The organism is Micromonospora sp. ATA51, from assembly GCF_016802855.1.
Taxonomy (GTDB): Bacteria; Actinomycetota; Actinomycetes; order Mycobacteriales; family Micromonosporaceae; genus Micromonospora; species Micromonospora sicca.
Genome location: NZ_JAEVHJ010000011.1, coordinates 20,398 through 39,011, shown reverse-complemented (window position 1 = coordinate 39,011; position 18,614 = coordinate 20,398). Strand labels below are relative to the sequence as shown.

Genomic DNA, 18,614 nt, shown 5'->3' with positions numbered 1-18,614 from the left:
CTCATCTACATCTTTCACGGCCTGATACAAGTCGAAGCAGCGGTGAGAGCGCTCTCCAAGGCCTTGCCGCCGGTGTCCGGCCACCCGTCCCCCTGATGAGGCAGGTCCATGGCAATCGTGAGCCACGCCGGCGCGGGAGAAGGCTCTTTTGCCCGTCCCACCGCCGGCACCCCTTGGGCCATCTTCGTTGCCCGGCATTCAGCCCGACGGCGCTGTGCCCGTAGCGCCGGCCGCCCCGTGGAAAGGACGAACCGCATGACGACCCAGCATCCTGGTGATGACGAGCCCGCGAGGCGGCACGGCGGCCTCCGGCAACTCGGGCGGGCGTTCGCGCTCGGTCTGGTACTGACGACCGCCGTGATGACGACAGGAGCGGCTGCTGCCGCCTCCCCGCCACCCCCCGCCACCCCGGACTTCGGGTCGAATGTCACCATCGTCGATCCCAGCATGCCGGTCACCGAGATCCAGGCGGCGCTCGACGCGGCGCACGCCACCCAGGTCGACAACGAGATGGGGAGCCAGCGCCACGCGTTCCTGTTCAAGCCGGGATCGTATGGCACCGCCGAGCACCCGCTGCAGATCAAGGTCGGCTACTACACCGAGATCTCGGGCCTGGGCGCCGCACCCAACGACGTCGTCATCAACGGCAAGGTCGAGGTCTACAACCGCTGCCTGGCGGACGGCGGCACGAGCAACTGCCTCGCGCTCGTCAACTTCTGGCGAACCCTGTCCAATCTGTCGATCAACGTCAACGCGACCGGCCAGGACGGGTGCCGCGCCTCGGCCGACTTCTGGGCCGTCTCCCAGGCCGTGTCCATGCGTCGCCTCAACGTCAGCGGCGCCAACCTGTCCCTGATGGACTACTGCACCGCCGGCCCGCAGTACGCCAGCGGCGGCTTCATCGCCGACTCCAAGCTGCCGTTCGTCATCAACGGGTCACAGCAGCAGTGGCTGACCCGCAACAGCGAGGTCACCGGTTGGTCCAACGGGGTGTGGAACCAGGTCTTCTCGGGTGTTGTCGGTGCTCCGAACGACGCCGCCTTCCCGAACCCGCCCTACACGGCGCTGGACGCCACTCCCCTGAGTCGGGAAAAGCCGTACCTGTTCGTGGACGCGCAGGGCAGGTACAACGTCCGGGTGCCCGCCGCGCAGCAGAACAGCCGCGGCACCTCGTGGGCCAACGGCATGACGGCAGGCCGCACGCTACCGATCACCGACTTCTTCGTCGCGAGGCCGTCGGACTCGGTGCAGCTCATCAACAGCCAACTCGCGCGCGGTAAGCACCTGCTGCTCACCCCCGGTGTGTACGACATCGCGCGGAGCATCAGGGTCAAGCGCCCAGACACCGTGGTGCTCGGGCTCGGGCACGCCACGCTCACCGCCGTGAACGGCTCCACCCCACTCGACGTCGCTGGCGTCCCGGGCGTCGTCATCGCCGGTGTCACGGTCGACGCGGGCCTCGAGGAATCGCCGGTGCTGCTGCGGGTTGGCCAGAAGCACGGCGAGCGTAAGAGCTCAGCGGACAACCCGACGACGCTGTCCGACGTGTACTTCCGGGTCGGTGGACCGCACGTCGGCAAGACCGACATCGCGCTCGAGGTCAACAGCGACAACGTGCTCATCGACCACACCTGGGTGTGGCGTGCCGACCACGGCGTCGAGGGGTTCTCCGACACCGAACGCTGGAACACCAACACCGGCCGCTACGGTGCCGTGATCAACGGCGACCACGTGACCGCGACGGGCCTGTTCGTCGAGCACTTCCAGCAGTACAACACCGTCTGGAACGGTGACCACGGCACCACGATCCTATACCAGAACGAACTGCCGTACGACCCGCCCACCCAGGCCGACTGGATGAACGGCGGTGTCGAGGGATACGCCGGCTACAAGGTCGGCGATCACGTGAAGACGCACACCCTCTACGGCGGTGGCGTCTACGTCTTCAACCAGAACAACCCGGCGATCCACACCGAGAACGGCTTCGAGGTTCCCGAGACCCCGGGCGTCAAGCTGCACCACGTCATGACGGTCAACCTCAGCGCCGGAACCATCGACCACGTCGTCAACGGCGTGGGCGATCCGGCCGACACGACCAAGATCGGTGTGCCGGTGTACGTCGTGCAGTACCCGGCGCCGTAGGCCAGCTGCACAAGGCAACAGCATCATCGCGGTTCCCGGTGGGCCGGAGCTTCCGAGCTCCGCCCCGACCCGGCAGTCTGCCACCACGGGTCCCTGGCCGGTCTCGTTTGGTAGCGCTCGCGCTTGTCGTGGGCGGTCCTGGACACTCGCAGGTCTCCGCCGGTTTCTAGGTCGCATATTCAACGTATCTGCTCGGTCGGTCGGGGTTCAGCCGCCGCGCCTTTGCACAGACAGAGCGAGGTCGTCTAGGCGGCGGCGGTGCCTGCCATGAGGACGCGGCGCGCGCACAGACGCTACCCCGTGTCAGAGGCGGAAGCGCTGTACACCGCCGCGGAGCTTGAGGACCTCGAGGTAGCCGCCCGCCAGATAGAGCGGGGGCGCCGGCTCAGTTGTGGCATCCATTCAGGATCCTCTTATCCGTGCCGCAGCCGACATCGGCGTTGCAGAGACCGCCGGCGTCCTGCTGGCCGACTCGAGAGCGCGTCACGGGGCCTGTCGTCCGAAAAGCGTTCTCGGGACGGGGTCCCTCGGTGGCACGCGCTGTGGGCCGTGGGTTATGGCGCCGAGGTGGCGCAGTCTCGCGCAAGGTTGCAGCCTTGACCCTGGCCTGCGGCTTGGCCCCTCCGCGGAGTCGTCAGCAGCCGGCAATGAGATTCAACGAAGGTGGCAGCGTCGTGACGGCGCGGCGCGACCCGGAACAGGATCGCACCGCGGCTGGCAATGCTCGGGACGTATCGGATGGCGGTCACGGTGCACGCGGTCCGGGCCGGCTGGCCAGGTGTCCGGATCTGTCGCTGACCTGGTGCACCGACAGCTCAGTTGCCATGACCGTTGGTGAGCCAGCCTCGCCGTTACCCGGTCGGTCGGGCCATCCTCGTGGTCGCGGATCGGCGCCAGCATCATGGAGTTGGCGTCTCAATGCGACTGCCGGATCGCCCCGACCGACGGCCGCGACCGCTACTGGTCCGGGATGACCGGAACGCGCCGTGCCTTCCGCAGTCGCGGCCTGGCCAAACTTGCCAAGAACGATTCCCTGCACCTGGCCCGGGCGGCCGGCTACACCGCGGCGTTCACCGGCAATGACACGGAGAACGCGCCATTGCTCGCCATCAACACCTGGTTCGGCTACCGGCCTACCGCGCGGTAGTGGCGGTTCCTGCGGGAGGCGGCCGGCTGAACCGGGTGCGCCGGAGGGCCCGGCGGGTCCCGCTGGGGCGCCGCAGCGCGACGCCCCAGCGATGCGACCGTTTGGTTCAGCGACGGATCGGCAGCCGGTAGACGCCACCCGATCTCGTGCCGACGTACAGCCACTGGCCGTCAGGGCTCGCCACCAGTGACCGCACCGACGGATCGGGCAACCCGACACTGATGTTCACCCAGGTACGACCGCCGTCCGTGCTGCGCAACACGCCCCGGCCGCCCTGGATGAGGCCGGCCGCGGAGTACGCGCTGGTGCCGGCGTACAGGGTGCCGCCGGACTCGACGATCTGGCTGACCCAAATGGGCAGCCCCTGCCGGCCGGCACCCATCTGGTACGCGAGCGTGAACGTCCGCCCGCCGTCGGTGCTGACCCGGATCTGCGGACCGCCGGCGACGATCCGCCGGCCGTCCAGGTGCAGTGCGGTGACGGGGCCGTCGAGCACCTTGACGCGGGTGGCGCCGCCGTCGTCGGAACGCCACAGGCCGTTCTGGTCGCCCAGCCACAGCCGCTTGGCGTCCTTGGGGTCACCGGCCACCGCCGAGTACTGCGTATTGTGGTCGATCTTCTTCCACGACGTGCCGCCGTCCCGGCTGACGAACAGTCCGGCGCCAACGAGGTCCTTATAGGCGATGAAGATCTGTCGGGGGTCGGCCGGGTGCACCGCCAGGCCCAGCGGGGTGAGATCGTTCAAGACCACGGTCGACCAGGTGGCGCCGGCGTCGCCACTGCGCAGCAGCCGGATGCCGAACCAGCCGTTCATATCCAGCTTCCAGACCGTCCGCGGATCGGCCGGGGAGACCGCCAGGCCGCGCACCGACAGGCCGATCTGGCCCTCGCCGCCGGAGACGCCCCAGTCCAGCCGGCCCGGGTCGGCCGGCATCGGGGTGCGGTACAGGTCGGCGTCGGTGCCGGCCAGCAGCTGCCCGCCGGCCACCGCGAGCGCGTTCACCGACTGCCGGGTACGCCGAGCCGGGTGAAGGTCTTCGTGTCGCCGGTGGCGTACACGCCGACGCCCTCCATCCCGAACATCAGCGTCCGGTCGTCGCCGGGCCACTGCGCCACGTCGTACGTGACCGCGTTCACCGGCTTGTCGACCCTGGTCCAGGTCCGGCCCCGGTCGCGGCTCAGCTGCGTCTCCTGGTACGCGTCGGCGAGCAGGGTGTCACCGGTGCCGCTGAGCGCGAAGAGAAGGCTGTTGAGTCCGGTGAGCCGCTGCCAGGTCGTACCGCCGTCGGTGGTGCCCCAGACGGTGTTGTCGCCTTGGCCCACCGCCACCGTGTCGCCGGCCACGGCCAGGCTGCTGGGTGCGGTGTCGTAGCCATCCGCGGCGCGGACGAGCCGCGGCGTGCCGGACAGGCCGGCCCACCGCCAGATGCCGTCGTCGGCCGCCACGTACAGGTCCGGCCCGGCGAACACGATGTCCTTGACGCCACCGGTCCATGGCGCGGTGGTCGCCGCCCAGGTCTCGCCGCCGTCCCGGCTGGTCCGGATCGCGTCCGTGCTGACCGCCGCCAGCACCGCGCCGGACGGATCCTGCGCAAAGCCGTCGATCGGGGTGTCCGGGAAGGACAGGGTCTGCCAGGTCCGGCCGGCGTCGTCGGTGCGCAGCACCTTGCCCTGATAGGTCCCGTCCACGTTGTTGACCGCGGCCCACATCCGGTCCGCGCGCTTCGGGTCGATCAGCACGATCGGCTGGCCCGCGACGCCGGCCACCAGGGTGAGCTGTTCGTACCGCCAGCTGCGGGCGCGGTCGGTGGTGAGCCAGATCCCGGCGGTGTACGACGGCGCAACGACGAGCCGGTTCGGGTCGGCGGGCGTGGTGCTTAGTTTCCCGCCGGTCGAGTGCGGTCCCACCAGGTCCCAGCGGCTGTCGCCCTGCGGTTCGGCGACCTCAAAACTGGTGCGCCCGACCAGCGTTGGCCCGGCGACGGTGGGCACCGTGGCGGTCAGTGTGTAGACCCCGGGCTCGCTTCCGGTGATCGGAGCCCGCCACCACAGGCCGAAGTCGGCCCGCAGGGTCACCACGGTCTGCTGGCCGCGGGGCGAGCGGATCGCCACCGTCGGCGCCGCGGCGGCCGCCTCCACCGTGTAGACGAAGGCCTCGGTGTGGCCGTCACTCGGGTCGGGTGAGACGAACACATAGGGGGTGCGCACCGCGAGCAGGTAGGGCACCCGCAGGTCCGACGTGCCGGTGGGCGCGTCAACCGTCAGCCAGCCGGAGACATCGCCACTGCCCTGGTCCGGGCCGGTGGTGGTGACCCGTACGCTCACGGTGGCCTGGCCACCGGCGGGCACGGTCACCTGGCTCGGCTCGACCCGCACCTCGCCCGGGCTGCCCTTCGCGGGCGTCACACCCAGCCCGAGACGCGCCGGACTGCCGCCGTCATTGCGCAGGGTCACGGTCCGAGCGATCTCGACCCGGTCGCTGGAAAGGTCGGCCAGGCCGAAGGACAGCGTGGCCGGATCGGCGGTCACGCCGGCACGGACCGCCGCCGGGATGTCCAGCCGGCCGGCACCGGCCACGGCCGGGCCGTTCGGCAACGGCTTGGCGGAGCCGATCAGCGCGGCGGTGACCCGCGGCGCGGGCACGTCCGGCCAGAGTTGGCGCAGGAGCGCGGCCGCGCCGGCGACATGCGGGGCGGCCATACTGGTGCCGCTGAGCCGGAAAATGCCGGGCGCCCAACGTGCGGTCGGCACCGACGAGCGGATCTCGACCCCGGGCGCGACGATCTCGGGCTTGAGCCGCCAGCGCGGGTCGGGGCCGCGGGAGGAGAAGCTGGCGATCTGGTCGGTGGCATCCTCGCCCGAGATGGCCACCCGGACCCGCCCGGCGCCCAGCAGGGTGTGCAGCTGCTGGTACTGGCCGGTGTCGCCGATGTCGAGGATGACCAGCCGGTTGAAACGCAGGTCGTCCCGGGCGCCGAGGGCCTTTGACGCTCGGGTGGCAAGCTCGCCCGGTGCGGCCGATACGCCCGACCCGGTGAAGTACCCCATCGCGGCGAGCGCGCCGCGCCGTTCCGCCTCGATGAACGGGTCGCTGTCCAGGTCGGGGCCGCCGTACGGCACGCCGGCGATGAGTACGACCTTGCCGCGGATATCGCCGGCCTTGGCGTAGTCGTCCGGGGTGCCCGAGCCGAGATCGACCACGTCCCCGGTCACCGGCTTGGCCGGCGGGTTCGCCGAACTCGGATCACGCATGGTCTCGATGCGCTCCCTGAGCGGGCTGACGAGGTCCGCGACCGGCAGTCGCAGCCCGCTGGTCGAGGCGCCGACCGCGAGCACGCCGTCGGCGGCGGCGGGCGTGCCGATTGTCCGCTCGCCCGGTCCGAAGTTGCCGGCGGCGGCGACCACTACGACGCCGGCCTGGGCGGCGCGGGTCGCGGCAAGTCCGACCGCATCGGTGCCGTCCCCGACGCCGCCGAGGCTCATGTTGATCACGTCGGCCCGGTACGGGTTCGTCGGGTCGACCGCGGCCTCGATGCCGGCCACGATGTCCTCGGTGTCGCCGGACCCGCCCGCGTTCAGCACCTTGTACGCGGTCAGCGTGGCGTCCGGGGCGACGCCGGTGACCGCCATCGCGCCGCCCGCACCGGTACCCGCGATGATGCCCGCGACATGGGTGCCGTGGTAGTGGTCGTCGACCGGGTCGGCGTCGTCGTTGACGAAGTCGTACCCGCCGACCACCTTGTGGCCAGGGCCGTAGCCGCCGCCCAGCGAGGGGTGCTGGTAGTCGATGCCGGTGTCGATGACCGCCACGGTGACGCCGGCGCCGCGCACAGGGTGGCCGGCCGGGTCTTTGCGCTGCCACACCTGCGGGGCGCCGATCAGCGGGATGCTGTCCAGTGGGCTGCCAGCCGCCGCGTCGCCACTGTTGGTGCGGAGGTTCGCGGGTACGGCGTCGACGGCCCGGGTCTGAAACGTCTCGACACCGTGCACCGCCTTGACGCCGCGCAGCCGGCGCAGGGCGTCGACCTGGTTGGCCGGTACCTGCACCGCCATGCCGGGCAGCAGGACGTGGTACGACCGCCGGTGGGTGAGCGCGATCCGGGCGCGCTTGGCCGCTTCGGTCACGCCGCGCTCGGCGTTGTTGACCGCCTCGCGGGCCTGGCGTACCCGGTCGGCCGACTGCGCGTCGACGGTGCCACGCCCGGGCGCGGCGGCGATCGTCGGGGCTGCCTCGAACTCGACGATCACGGTTTGGGGTGGCCCGTTGGCCGGCGCGGCGGTCGCCGCACCCGCAGTGAGCAGCGTCAGAGCCAGGAGCGGGACGGTCGCTCCCGCGACGGCTCGCCTGCTGGCGGTAAAGGACACAATCATGGGTATGAAGGCAACTAGTCACGCCCGCTGTGGGCAATGGTTGGCAACGTCACGTTGGTGCCGATGGCACATCCCGGCCACAATCAGCCGTGGCCTCCGAGATGAACGCGTTGGCGGGCGCCGGTGTTGACGCCGGAGACGAGCGGGTGTTGCGGGCGCTGCTGACCCGGCCACAGGCGACCGTGGACGACCTGGCCACCGCGAGCGGGCAGCACATCGACCAGGTAGCCGCCGCGCTTGCCCGGCTCTCCAGGCGGGGCCTGGTCGCCCGGCTCGCGGGCCCGCCGGCCCTGTACACCGCAGCCGATCCGCGGACCGCGCTGGACGCCCTGATCCACCCCGCCGAACAGGCGCTGCGCCGGGCCCGCGACGCGGTCGCCGAACTCACGGCGCTGTTCCACACTCGTACGGAGCGGCCGACGGCTGGGCCGGTCGAGGTGGTGACCGGGCACGAGATCAGCCGTGCATTCGTACGGATGCAGCAGAGCGCCGTACGCGAGGTGTGCGCGTTCGACCGTCCGCCGTACGTGCACGCGGCCGGCAACCCGGTCGAGCCGGCTGTTCTCGCCCGAGGCGTACGGTGGCGCGCCGTCTACCACCCCGACGCGCTCGAGCCGCCCGGTGCGCTCGCCGACGTCCGTAGGCTGGTGGACCTCGGCGAGCACGCCCAGGTGCTGGCCGATGTGCCGTTCAAGATGCATCTGGTCGACGACCGCGTCGCGATGGTCGCGCTGGATCTCGACACGGCGACCGCGCGAACGGCGCTGGTGTACCCGTCGGCGCTGCTGGAGGCGTTGGCCATCGTCTTCGAGTCCTGTTGGCAGCGGGCCACACCGCTGGACGCGGCCGCCGGCGAGGAGGGAGTCTCCGATGAGGACCGCCAGCTCCTCGCGCTGCTGGCGGCGGGCGTCAAGGACGACGCGATCGGCCGCCAGCTCGGCCTGTCGGTACGCACCATGCGCCGTCGGGTACGCCGGCTGCTCGACCTGCTCGGCGCCCAGATCCGGTTCCAGGCCGGGATGGAGGCCGCCCGGCGCGGCTGGATCTGATCATCGGGCACGTGCTGCCGAGGCGGTAGCCTGTCGAGGTGACCGCGCAACCGGGTACGGACCGCCGACCGGATCCATCCGCCGCGCGACTTCGACGTGCACACCATGTTGCGGCTGCCCACGGGTATTTTCTACGCCCAAGGCGTGAAGGCCAACGTGCTGTCGAGGAGGTCCTCGGCGGCGACGGCTCCCCCTCGTCTACCCACATCGCACGATCGAGTCCTTCAATCGACCCCGGCCGTGGCTACACCGACGGAGACGGACAGGCCGGGACGTAGGACAGCCTCGTCGTACGAGCACCATTCGAGCGCCAATCCGTCGATCGGCACGGAACGACAAGAGGCGCCTGACCCTCTTTTGGTAGGTCAGACGCCTCTTGACCTTGTTCGCCCGAAGGGACTCGAACCCCTAACCTTCTGAACCGGTGTCAGATGGCGACAATCACTTTGCCGGTCGCGTGCCCGCCCTCGACGTGCCGGATGGCGTCGGCCGCCTCGGCCAGGGAGAAGGTCCGGTCGACCACCGGCCGGACCTGCCCGGCCTCGATGAACTCCGTCAACGCCACCAGGTTCGCCGTGCTCTCCTTCGCCACCAGCGGCACCAGCCGCTGACCGACGACCGGTGACAGCGCCAGCGCCCGCAGCTGCCGGTCGAAGCCCTGCAGCCACTTCCCGTCGCTCGCCTCCCCGCCGACCAGGACGAGCGTCCCCTTCGGCGGGAGGACGCGGCGCAGCCGGGACAGCGGCCGGTTGCCGGCGGTGTCGACGACCACGTCGTACTGCTGGTCGGGGAGGTCGGTGCGGGTGTAGTCGACCACCTCGACCGCGCCGAGGGAGCGGACCAGGTCGAGCTTGCCGGGCCCGCAGAGGCCGGTGACGTGCGCGCCGGCCGCGCGGGCGAGCTGGACGGCGTACGAGCCGACGCCGCCGCCGGCGCCGATGACCAGGACCCGCTGGCCGGGGCGTACCCGGGCGGCGTCGCGGACGGCGGTGAGCGCGGTCTGCCCGGAGACGGGGACGGCCGCGGCCTCGGCGTAGGTGAGGTTGGCGGGTTTCGGGGCGAGCCGGTCGGCGGGGGCGAGGGCGTACTCGGCGAAGCTGCCGGCGCCGGTGCCGTAGACCGCGTCGCCGGGCGTGAACCCGGTGACGCCCGGGCCGACGGCGGTGACGAGGCCGGCCAGGTCCAGGCCGGGGACGGGGTTGCGGGGGCGGCGCAGCCCGAAGCCGAGGCGTACCGCGTAGGGCAGGCCGGTCATCAGGTGCCAGACGCCGGGGTCGACGCCGGCGGCGCGGACCTTCACGAGCACCTGGCCGGGGCCGGCGGTCGGCCGGTCGACGTCGGCGAGGCGGAGCAGGTCGGCCGGGCCGTACCGGTGCTGGACGATGGCCTTCACGATTCCTCCTGCGGGTACTGGAACACGTCGGTGAGGGGTACGCCGAAGACGGCGGCGATCTGGAAGGCCATCTCCAGCGAGGGCGAGTAGCGGCCCTGCTCGATGGCGATGACGGTCTGCCGGGTCACGCCGATCCGGCGGGCAAGTTCCGCCTGGGTCATTTCGTCGTGGGCGAAGCGCAGCGCCCGGATGCTGTTGGTGATCCGGGTCGGCCTCACCACGACTGGAAGCCCCGCCGGTAGGCGACGATCTTCGCGACCGAGCCGACCACCGCCGACAGCACGAAGCACAGGTAGATGACGTTGGCGATCCAGAACTGGTCCCAGTTCGCCAGGGCCATCGCGAGGGCGGCGACCCCGCCGACGATCACGAAGGACTGGCCGATGTATTCGCCGAGCCGGTGGATCTCCCGGTCCCGCTGGTCCTTCTCGTTCGCCCCCTCGGGCGAGACGATCGACACCAGGATGTTCAGCGCGATCGACGTGACGATCGCCGCGGCCACCGTCGCCAGCAGCGGGCCCGCGTAGGAGACGTCCGCGAGCGGGTCGCCGTCCGCGCGGCCGAGGACCACCATCGCGTACGCGGCATAGCCGGCGACCGCCACCAGCGCCATGATCCAGGCGCGTTTCTCTTCGAAGGCCACCGAGCTCTCCCCCAGGTAAAGAATCTTTGACACCATGAGTGTCAAGCACGGCCGACACGATGTCAAGGATTCTTTACTTCCTTTGAGAACGTCGGGCCGGGCTGCTCTGATGAGTGACCATGGGGGAGTCCGAGGCACGCCGTACCGTCGAGGCAGTCTGGCGGATGGAGTCCGGTCGGGTGATCGCCGGCCTGGCCGCGCTGGTCCGCGACGTCGGTCAGGCCGAGGAGCTGGCCCAGGACGCCCTCGTCGCCGCGCTCGAGACGTGGCCGCGCGACGGCGTACCGGCCAACCCGGGCGCCTGGCTGATGACCGTCGGCAAGCGCCGGGCCATCGACGCGCTGCGCCGCCGGCAGACCGAGGACCGCAAGGTCGCCGAACTCGGCCGCGACCTCGGCGAGGAGTTCACCCCCGACTTCGACGCCGCCGTCGAGGAACGCATCGAGGACGACCTGCTCCGGCTGATCTTCGTCGCCTGCCACCCGGTCCTCTCGCCGATCGCCCGGGCCGCGCTCACCCTCCGGCTGGTCGGCGGCCTCACCACCGCCGAGATCGCCCGCGCCTTCCTCACCACCGAGGCCACCGTCGGCCAGCGGATCACCCGCGCCAAACAGACCCTCGCCGCCGCCCGGGTGCCGTTCGAGGTCCCCGACCCCACCGAACGCGCCGAACGGATCGACTCCGTGCTGGAGGTCATCTACCTGATCTTCAACGAGGGCTACTCGGCCACCGCCGGCGACGACTGGATGCGCCCCGCGCTCACCGACGAGGGTCTGCGCCTCGCCCGCATCCTGCAGGGGCTGATGCCCGACGAGCCCGAGGTGCACGGCCTGGCCGCGCTGCTGGAGATCCAGGCCTCCCGCACCGCCGCCCGCACCGGCCCCGACGGGGAACCCGTCCTGCTCAACGACCAGGACCGCAGCCGGTGGGACCAGCTCCTCATCCGCCGCGGGCTCGCCGCCCTCGACCGGGCCCGGGCACTCGGCGGCACCCCCGGCCCGTACGCCGTCCAGGCCGAGATCGCCGCCTGCCACGCGCGGGCGCGTACCCCCGCCGAGACCGACTGGGCGCGGATCGCCGCGCTCTACGCGGAGCTTGCCCGGCGCGTGCCCTCGCCCGTGGTGGAACTCAACCGGGCCGTCGCCGTCTCCTTCGCCGACGGCCCGCCGCCGGCCTGCAACTGGCCCGCGCCCTCGCCGACGAGCCGGCGCTCGCCAACTACCACCTGCTGCCCAGCGTGCTCGGCGACCTGCTCGCCAGGCTCGGCCGCCACGACGAGGCCTGTGCGGAGTTCGAGCGCGCGGCCTCCCTCACTGGCAACGCGCGGGAGCGGGCGTTGCTGCTCGACCGCGCCGCCGCCAGCGGCCGGCAGAAAAAATCTTGAGAGGTGATGTCGGATCCCGGCCGACCCGATCGACGCGTCAGTGAGAGCCGATGACGAGGAGATCGAGATGACCAGTACGACGATGCCGCGAAGCGGGGTCACCGGCGCCCTGTCGACGCGGACCCTGCTCGCGGCCGGAATCGCCACCGGGCCGCTGTTCGGGGTGGTGGCGGCGGCGCAGGTGCTCACCCGGGACGGGTTCGACCTGAGCCGGCAGCCGCTCAGCCTGCTCGCCCTCGGCGAGCACGGCTGGATCCAGACCGCCAACTTCGTACTCACCGGGTTGCTGGCGCTCGCCGGTGCTCTCGGTCTGCGGCGGGCCCTGGGCGGGACGCCAGCCGGGACGTGGGGGCCGGCGCTGGTGGCGGTCTTCGGCATCGGCCTGATCGTCGCCGGGGCGATGCCCTCCGACCCGAGCATGGGCTGGCCGGCTGGCGCGCCCGAGGGCTCGCCCGACTCGCTGAGCTGGCACGCCATCGGCCACGGCGTCGGCGCCATGCTGGCCTTCGGGTCCCTCACCATCGCCTGCCTGGTCTTCGCCCGCCGGTACCTGCGCACCGGCCGGCGCGGCTGGGCGATGTTCTCCCTGGCCTGCGCTCTGGCGACCGTCGTCGTCATGGCCTGGCCCGACCAGGACAGCATCAGCGTCCGGATGGCGCTGGGCTCGGTCTTCATCTTCGGGTGGCTGACCACCGTGACTCTTGTGGAAAGGAAGCACTGATGCGTTACATGATCATGCACAAGCTGGACGAGGACATCCCCGGGCAACTTCGACCCGAGCCCCGAGTTCATGAAGACGATGGGCGCCTTCATGGAGGAGGTCGTCCAGGCCGGGGTGCTGCTCGCCGCCGAAGGCCTTTGCGCGAGCAAGGAGGAGGCGGCGCGGATCACCGTGTCCAAGGGCAAGACCACCGTCACCGACGGGCCGTTCACCGAGACCAAGGAACTCATCGCCGGGTTCGCCCTGGTCGACGTGCGGTCCCGGGACGAGGCGGTCGAGTGGGGCAAGCGGTTCACCGATGTCTTCGTGCAGAACGGGATCGACGTCGAGGTGGACGTGCGGCGGGTCTACGAGGGCTGACGTTTCTGCTGCGGGGAGCCGGCTCTTCGGGGCCGGCTCCCCGTGTCACATCGTCCGGCGGTGTCCCGTCAAGCGGGCATGAGAAGAATTGTGCGGATCCTGGTCGCGCTGCTCGGCCTGGCGGCGATGGTCATCGGGGTATGGGCGCTGGTGGGACCTTCCTCGTTCAGCGCGGCGGTCGACTTTCCGCCCAGCGAGCACTTCGTGCACGACGTGGGGGCGTTCCAGCTCGGCATCGGGGCGACCCTGCTGCTGGCCCTCATCTGGTCCGACGCGCTCGCGGTGGCCCTGGCCGGGTACGTGGTCGGCGGGGTGGCGCACACGGTGTCGCACGCGATCGACGGTGATGTCGGCGGTAGCGCGATGCAGACCTGGCTGGTCCTGCTGTTGGCCGTGCTGGCCATGGTCGCGCTGATGTATCGGCTGCGCGAGCTGGGGTGGGTCGTCGGGTACGTCGACTCGGCTTCCGCCCGTCCGTGGGGGCCCTTTGTGCGGCAGAAGACCGCGGTTCTGACCACCTACAAGCGTGATGGAACACCTGTCCCCACGCCGTTGAGCGTCGCTGTGGTGGGGGAGCGGGCATACGTGCGCAGCTTCGAGAAGGCGTGGAAGACCAAGCGGATCCGGAACAATCCGCAGGTCACACTTGCCCCCTCCACGGCTCATGGACGAGTGACCGGGCCGGCCATCGAGGCGACCGCCCGCCGGCTGGGCGGGACGGAGTACGCCGCCGCCAGCCGGGCGCTCAGGCGCAAGCACCCGATGCTGCACGCGGTGCTGGTGCCGTTGATGCACCGGCTCGGCCGCGCCAGGACAGGCCGCACCGTGCATTTCGAGCTGACTCCGGTGACACCGACCGGACTTTCCGGGACCCTGACGGGGCAGGCGGACGTCGAAGGGGTGCGGAGGTGAGCGGGGATGGGCGGACGGCGCTGGCTGGTGTGGGTCACCGCGGTGGCCCTGCTCGGTGGCTGCGCCGCGACCGGCAGCGGCCCGGGCAGGGATGACCTGGACAGGCTGCACCAGCAGGCGCGCGACGCCCTGGCCCGGTATGACAAGGCGGTCCTCGACGCCGGCGGAACGCAAGGCTTCGTGCCGGTGGGGGAGCTGACCGGGCAGGTCGGCGACTGGGAACCGGCGAACGGGGACAACAACAAGCAGGCGTTGCCGGCCGGCCGGGTCGTCGCCGCCACGGCGCTCCCCACCGCCGGGCAACCGACCGGGAAGGTGGTCTGGGAGCACGGCCGGTCCCCCTGATCTCCGCCGAGGAAACGCTCGCGCAACTGAGAGCTGCGGGCGTCGGCGCCTGCTCCGGATGCGTACCCCTGGAGGTCACCGCCGCGCGCCTGACCACTGTGCGGATCCCCACCACCCGCGGCCCCGCCACGGCCCCGGCCTGGGAACACACCCTCAAGGGCACGGCGGTGCGGCTGACCCGGATCGCGGTCGCCCCCTCCATCGTGGTGACGCCGCCGGCGTGGGGTCCCGAGTACCCGCACAGCGGGCTGGCGATCGAGTCGGCGACCGGGGCGACGACGAGCCGGCGGCTGACCGTCGCCTTCACCGGCTCCCCGGGCCCGGGCAGCCGTGCGGCGCCGACTACAGCGCGGAGGCCGTCGAGTCGGTCAACGCCCTCGTCGTGATCGTCATCGGGCACCGCCAAGCCGGCGACGCGGCGTGCGGGGATGTCGGAGCGCGCCGCACCACCACCGTCGACCTGGCGCAACCGCTGGGGGAGCGGGCCGTACTGGAGGTGCGGCAGGGCATGCCGGTCGCGCTGACGGTCACCGGCTGACCCGACGGGCTACGTGAGGGAGACCTGGACGGCGACGTCGTGCTTCGGGTAGTGCTGGTCCACCTGATCCGAGCCGTACTTCTCGCGGAACATCTGCACCACGTGGTTGACCCGGTCCGCGTCGGTGATCGGTGTCGCGGTCGTGCTCACCGCCGTCCCGTTGGCGGCCAGCTGCACCATCGGTGTCTGACGTACGTTCTTGTACCAGTCGCTGTCCGAGCCGGTGATCGGGACCAGGAAGGCGCTCTCCTCCTCCTGGACGAACCACACGGGGTGGGTGATCTGCCGTCCGGTCTTCCGGCCGGTCACGGTCAGCTGGATCTCGCTGACGCCCTCAAGCGCTTCCCTGACGGCCTTGGTCACGGTGTCCTCCGTCAACTTCTCGAAGTGCTCTCACCTGCCAGGCTATGGACGTTCGCGCTGGCCTGTTGCGCGATCCGCGAATCAGGTGCGTCCCGAGCTCCCCGGAGCGGTGGATACTGAAAGACGTGGATGCGGTGCTCGATTGGGCGTGGCGGCTCGATGTCGGCCAGGTGGTCGGGCTCGCCCTGCTCGAGAACGTGATCCTCTTCCTGACCGCGGTCGGCGTCGGCAACGCCATGCTCCGGTTGCCGACGGTCGTACGGCTGCTGCCCGACCCCGGCCGGATCAGCCGGCTGCAGGTGTGGCTCGCCGCCGGGGCGATCCTGATGAACGCGGTGGTCACGGTCGCCGGCTGGGGCCTGTGGCGGGCCGGGATCATCCACCTGAACGCGGACCCGGGCATCCGGATCCTGGCCGACTTCGTCCTGCTGCTCCTGCTGATGGACCTGCTGATGTACACCGGCCACGCGGTCGCGCACCGGCCCCGGCTCTTCCCGCTCGCCCACGCGCTGCACCACCGGTTCGTCGACGCCCGCCCCGCCACGCTGTACGCGCTCCACCCGCTGGAGATCCTCGGATTCGGCGGGCTCTGGTTGGCCGCGCTCGCGACGCACGCGTTCTCGGTCTGGGCGATCCTCGCCTACACCGCGGTGAACCTCGTCTTCGGCATCTTCGGGCACCTGGGCGTGGAGGTGCTCCCGCCGGCGGCCCGACGCAGCCGGGTGTTCCGCTGGGTCGCCACCCCGACGCTGCACGCGGGACACCACGTCGAGCCGGCGGTCAACCTCGGCTTCTACACGTCGATCTGGGACCGCCTGTTCGGCACCCTCGCCCCCGACTACGACCAGCGTCGCGTCGCGGCCCACCCGGAGCCGTACGCCGTGGCGGCCTGACCGGGCGATCATCCGATCGGCACCTGGGCCCGGGGGTCACGCGACCACCGGATGTCAGTTCAGGCCGGCTCCGCCCGATTTCGCGTACCGGGGTGCGGCGCGCCGTACCTCTGGGTACGGCCGGCGCCCCGTGAGCACTCCCCGGGCGGGCGTCGCCCGCCGGGCTCCTACGACGCCGCCGGTATCCGCTCGACCGGCGGGGCCGCGACCGGCCGGGATGCCGGCCGCGCGAGCGTGCTCGGCCACCAGGTCCGGGGGCCGACGTGCAGCGCCAGCGCCGGGACGAGCAGGCTGCGGACGAGGAACGTGTCGAGCAGCACCCCGACGCCGATGATGACGGCCGTCTGGACGGACGGCACCAGCGGCAGCACGCTGAGCGCGCCGAACGTGGCGGCCAGCACCACGCCCGCGCTGGTGATCACCCCGCCGGTCACGGTCAGTGCGTGCAGCACGCCCTGCCGGTGCCCGAGCCGCGCCGTCTCCTCCCGGGCCCGGGTGGCGAGGAAGATGGTGTAGTCCACGCCGAGGGCGACGAGGAACAGGAACGTCTGCAGCGGGATCCCGACGAAGAGCTTCGGGTAGCCCATCGCGTCGAGGATCAGCCCGGCCGCGCCCATCGCGGCGACGTAGGACAGGACCACGCTGGCCAGCAACAGCAGCGGTGCGACCAGCGCGCGTAACAGCAGCACCAGGATGACGAAGACGACCGCCAGCACCAGCGGCACGACGACCCGGTTGTCCCGGCCGACCGTCCGCTCCTCGTCGAGCAGGTACGCGGTGTCCCCGCCGACCAGCGCCTGCGCGCCCGGCACGGCGTGCACCGCGGCGCGGAGCCGGTCGACGGTGTCCAGCGCCGCGTCGCTGTCCGGCGTGTGGGCCAGGACCGCCGCGATGCGCACCCAACGCCCGTTTGGTGAGCGCTCCGGCTCGCCCACCTCGGCAACCCCCGGCACGGTACGGGCGGCGGCCACCACCTGGTCGGCCGGGCCGGCGGCGGCCAGGATCTCGGCGGGTGCGACGGCTCCCCTCGGGTAGTGCGCCTCGATCATCCGCTGGCCGGTGACCGAGCCGACCTCCTTGGTGAACGACTCGTCGTGCGGCATGCCGATGCTGAGGTTGCCAATGCCGAAGCTGAGAGTCACCAGCGCCGCCGCCGTGCCCAGCCACACCGCGCGGGGCCGCCGGCGACGAATCCGGCGATTCGGCGCCACACTCCGTGCTCGGCCGCCACGTCGAGCCCGACCGCGTCCGGTGAGTAGCGCGGCACGAACGGCCAGAACAGCCACCGTCCGCAGATGACCAGCACGGCTGGCAGCAGCGTGGTCATGGCGAGCAGCGCCGCGGCGATCCCGACCGCGCCGACCGGGCCGAGCCCCCGGGTGGACGGCAGGTGCGCGGCGAGCAGGCACAGCAGACCGATCGCGACGGTCGCCGCCGAGGCGCCGATAGCGCCGATCGACCGCCGCAGCGCGACGGCCATCGCCGCGTGCCGGTCGGCGTGCCGGCGCAGTTCCTCGCGGTAGCGGGCGATGAGCAGCAGGGCGTAGTCCACGCCGACACCGAAGACCAGCACGGTCAGGATGCTCTGGCTCTGGAAGTCCACGGCCAGCCCGGCGTGCCGGGCCAGCAGGTACACCACCGCGCTGGCGAGCTGGTTGGCCACCGCGACGGTGATGAGCGGGATCAACCACAGGACCGGGCTGCGGTACGTGACGAGGAGCAGCAACGCGACGGTCGCCGCGGTCGCCAGCAGCAGCGTGGTGTCCATGCCGCCGAACGCGTCGAAGACGTCGTCCTCGGCGCCGGCCGGACCGGTGAGCGCCGTCCGCAGGCCGGCCGGTGCGTCAGTGGTCAGCCGCTGCTTGACATCAGCCACCGCGTCGGCGCGCTGGTCGGCGTCCCCGGCGACCGGGAAGGAGAGCAGCAGCGCCCGCCCGTCCTCGCTGGCCACCGGCGGGGGCACCTGGCCGCCGTCGGCGTACCGGGAAAATGCCGTGCGGTCGCCGTCGACCTTCGCGCGATCGGCGTCGGTGAGCCCGCTCTCGCGGACGTACACCGCGACGGCCAGGGGCTTCTGCGAGTCCGGGAACGCGTCCTCCGCCCGCTGCACCGCCCGGCTGGCCTCGGCGGTGGCGGGCAGCGCGCCGAGGGTGTCGTTGTCCTGCACCTCGGTCAGCTTGATCGCCAGCGGCCCGGCCGCCGCGATGAGGACGAGCCAGAAGACGAGCATGACGTACTTGCTGCGGCGGCCGGGTGCCAGGCCGGCCAGCCGGTGCTTTTCTTGCAGTCTTGTGGTCATGTCCTCGATCCTTTGGGCGGCGAGGGTCGAAGGCAGGAGTGCCAGGTCCCGTAC

Annotated in this window: 18 protein-coding genes, 1 tRNA gene and 1 pseudogene; 11 read left to right on the top strand and 9 right to left on the bottom strand. The window is 71.5% G+C overall.

Going from position 1 to position 18,614, the window contains the following annotated elements; all coding sequences use genetic code 11:
• Positions 1 to 255 precede the first annotated feature (255 nt).
• The gene (locus JNW87_RS03960; RefSeq protein WP_375373459.1) at positions 256 to 2,142 is read left to right on the top strand and encodes an adenylyl cyclase; all 1,887 of its coding nucleotides are present in this window, start codon (positions 256 to 258) and stop codon (positions 2,140 to 2,142) included.
• 907 nt (positions 2,143 to 3,049) lie between these two features.
• Positions 3,050 to 3,289: a hypothetical protein gene (locus JNW87_RS03955; protein WP_238453044.1), complete on the top strand. Its 240-nt coding sequence runs from the start codon at positions 3,050 to 3,052 to the stop codon at positions 3,287 to 3,289.
• A 106-nt stretch (positions 3,290 to 3,395) separates the two neighbouring features.
• Here the strand turns inward: JNW87_RS03955 and JNW87_RS03950 are convergent, their stop codons facing one another.
• Positions 3,396 to 4,292: a hypothetical protein gene (locus tag JNW87_RS03950; RefSeq protein WP_238453043.1), complete on the bottom strand. Its 897-nt coding sequence runs from the start codon at positions 4,290 to 4,292 to the stop codon at positions 3,396 to 3,398.
• On the bottom strand, positions 4,289 to 7,660 hold the full coding sequence (locus JNW87_RS03945; protein ID WP_305070440.1) for a S8 family serine peptidase: 3,372 nt from the start codon (positions 7,658 to 7,660) through the stop codon (positions 4,289 to 4,291). The genes JNW87_RS03950 and JNW87_RS03945 overlap by 4 nt, the downstream gene beginning before the upstream one ends.
• Before the next feature lie 89 nt (positions 7,661 to 7,749).
• Between JNW87_RS03945 and JNW87_RS03940 the strand changes: the two genes are divergently transcribed.
• Complete coding sequence (locus tag JNW87_RS03940) at positions 7,750 to 8,709, top strand: TrmB family transcriptional regulator (protein ID WP_238453042.1); 960 nt, start codon at positions 7,750 to 7,752, stop codon at positions 8,707 to 8,709.
• 385 nt (positions 8,710 to 9,094) lie between these two features.
• On the opposite strand, the gene JNW87_RS03935 is transcribed toward JNW87_RS03940, so the two are convergent.
• The 4 genes from JNW87_RS03935 to JNW87_RS03920 form a co-directional block, all read right to left on the bottom strand.
• Positions 9,095 to 9,180: transfer RNA gene (locus JNW87_RS03935), tRNA-Arg, on the bottom strand.
• A complete protein-coding gene (locus JNW87_RS03930; protein ID WP_375373460.1) occupies positions 9,137 to 10,015 on the bottom strand; it encodes an NAD(P)-dependent alcohol dehydrogenase in 879 nt (292 codons plus the stop codon). Before JNW87_RS03930 ends, JNW87_RS03935 begins: the two co-directional genes overlap by 44 nt.
• An 83-nt stretch (positions 10,016 to 10,098) precedes the next feature.
• Complete coding sequence (locus JNW87_RS03925) at positions 10,099 to 10,323, bottom strand: helix-turn-helix transcriptional regulator (protein ID WP_238453041.1); 225 nt, start codon at positions 10,321 to 10,323, stop codon at positions 10,099 to 10,101.
• A complete protein-coding gene (locus JNW87_RS03920) occupies positions 10,317 to 10,745 on the bottom strand; it encodes a hypothetical protein (protein WP_109803635.1) in 429 nt (142 codons plus the stop codon). Before JNW87_RS03920 ends, JNW87_RS03925 begins: the two co-directional genes overlap by 7 nt.
• A gap of 119 nt (positions 10,746 to 10,864) precedes the next feature.
• Here JNW87_RS03920 and JNW87_RS03915 point away from each other — a divergent pair.
• From JNW87_RS03915 to JNW87_RS03885, 7 genes and pseudogenes are all read left to right on the top strand, one after another.
• Positions 10,865 to 12,129, top strand: a pseudogene (locus JNW87_RS03915) (RNA polymerase sigma factor).
• Positions 12,130 to 12,196: 67 nt separating this feature from the next.
• A complete protein-coding gene (locus JNW87_RS03910) occupies positions 12,197 to 12,850 on the top strand; it encodes a DUF998 domain-containing protein (protein ID WP_238453040.1) in 654 nt (217 codons plus the stop codon).
• Positions 12,851 to 12,919: 69 nt separating this feature from the next.
• Positions 12,920 to 13,210 carry a YciI family protein gene (locus JNW87_RS03905; protein WP_238453039.1) on the top strand — a complete coding sequence of 97 codons (291 nt, stop codon included), beginning with the start codon at positions 12,920 to 12,922 and terminating at the stop codon, positions 13,208 to 13,210.
• Positions 13,211 to 13,270: 60 nt separating this feature from the next.
• Positions 13,271 to 14,122, top strand: a complete 852-nt coding sequence (locus JNW87_RS40435) for a PPOX class F420-dependent oxidoreductase (RefSeq protein ID WP_238453038.1) — start codon at positions 13,271 to 13,273, stop codon at positions 14,120 to 14,122.
• A 6-nt stretch (positions 14,123 to 14,128) separates the two neighbouring features.
• Positions 14,129 to 14,467 carry a hypothetical protein gene (locus tag JNW87_RS03895; protein ID WP_238453037.1) on the top strand — a complete coding sequence of 113 codons (339 nt, stop codon included), beginning with the start codon at positions 14,129 to 14,131 and terminating at the stop codon, positions 14,465 to 14,467.
• A gap of 98 nt (positions 14,468 to 14,565) precedes the next feature.
• Positions 14,566 to 14,853: a hypothetical protein gene (locus JNW87_RS03890; protein WP_238453036.1), complete on the top strand. Its 288-nt coding sequence runs from the start codon at positions 14,566 to 14,568 to the stop codon at positions 14,851 to 14,853.
• Entirely contained in the window at positions 14,850 to 15,005 is a 156-nt protein-coding gene (locus tag JNW87_RS03885) for a hypothetical protein (protein ID WP_238453035.1), read from the top strand. Before JNW87_RS03890 ends, JNW87_RS03885 begins: the two co-directional genes overlap by 4 nt.
• A gap of 9 nt (positions 15,006 to 15,014) precedes the next feature.
• Here JNW87_RS03885 and JNW87_RS03880 read toward each other — a convergent pair whose 3' ends face one another.
• On the bottom strand, positions 15,015 to 15,368 hold the full coding sequence (locus JNW87_RS03880) for a nitroreductase/quinone reductase family protein (RefSeq protein WP_238453034.1): 354 nt from the start codon (positions 15,366 to 15,368) through the stop codon (positions 15,015 to 15,017).
• A gap of 125 nt (positions 15,369 to 15,493) precedes the next feature.
• Here JNW87_RS03880 and JNW87_RS03875 point away from each other — a divergent pair, with 125 nt between their 5' ends.
• A complete protein-coding gene (locus JNW87_RS03875) occupies positions 15,494 to 16,261 on the top strand; it encodes a sterol desaturase family protein (RefSeq protein WP_238453033.1) in 768 nt (255 codons plus the stop codon).
• Positions 16,262 to 16,428: 167 nt separating this feature from the next.
• On the opposite strand, the gene JNW87_RS40430 is transcribed toward JNW87_RS03875, so the two are convergent.
• Together JNW87_RS40430 and JNW87_RS40425 are read right to left on the bottom strand one after the other, a co-directional pair.
• Complete coding sequence (locus tag JNW87_RS40430) at positions 16,429 to 17,403, bottom strand: MMPL family transporter (RefSeq protein WP_309233897.1); 975 nt, start codon at positions 17,401 to 17,403, stop codon at positions 16,429 to 16,431.
• Positions 17,400 to 18,560 carry an MMPL family transporter gene (locus JNW87_RS40425; protein WP_309233896.1) on the bottom strand — a complete coding sequence of 387 codons (1,161 nt, stop codon included), beginning with the start codon at positions 18,558 to 18,560 and terminating at the stop codon, positions 17,400 to 17,402. Before JNW87_RS40425 ends, JNW87_RS40430 begins: the two co-directional genes overlap by 4 nt.
• Positions 18,561 to 18,614 lie beyond the last annotated feature (54 nt).

Coding starts and splice junctions, on each gene's coding strand:
- JNW87_RS40425 (WP_309233896.1), bottom strand. CDS start 18,560: ATGACCACAAGACTGCAAGAAAAGCACCGGCTGGCCGGCCTGGCACCC.
- JNW87_RS03905 (WP_238453039.1), top strand. CDS start 12,920: ATGAAGACGATGGGCGCCTTCATGGAGGAGGTCGTCCAGGCCGGGGTG.
- JNW87_RS03960 (WP_375373459.1), top strand. CDS start 256: ATGACGACCCAGCATCCTGGTGATGACGAGCCCGCGAGGCGGCACGGC.
- JNW87_RS03895 (WP_238453037.1), top strand. CDS start 14,129: ATGGGCGGACGGCGCTGGCTGGTGTGGGTCACCGCGGTGGCCCTGCTC.
- JNW87_RS03945 (WP_305070440.1), bottom strand. CDS start 7,660: ATGATTGTGTCCTTTACCGCCAGCAGGCGAGCCGTCGCGGGAGCGACC.
- JNW87_RS03910 (WP_238453040.1), top strand. CDS start 12,197: ATGACCAGTACGACGATGCCGCGAAGCGGGGTCACCGGCGCCCTGTCG.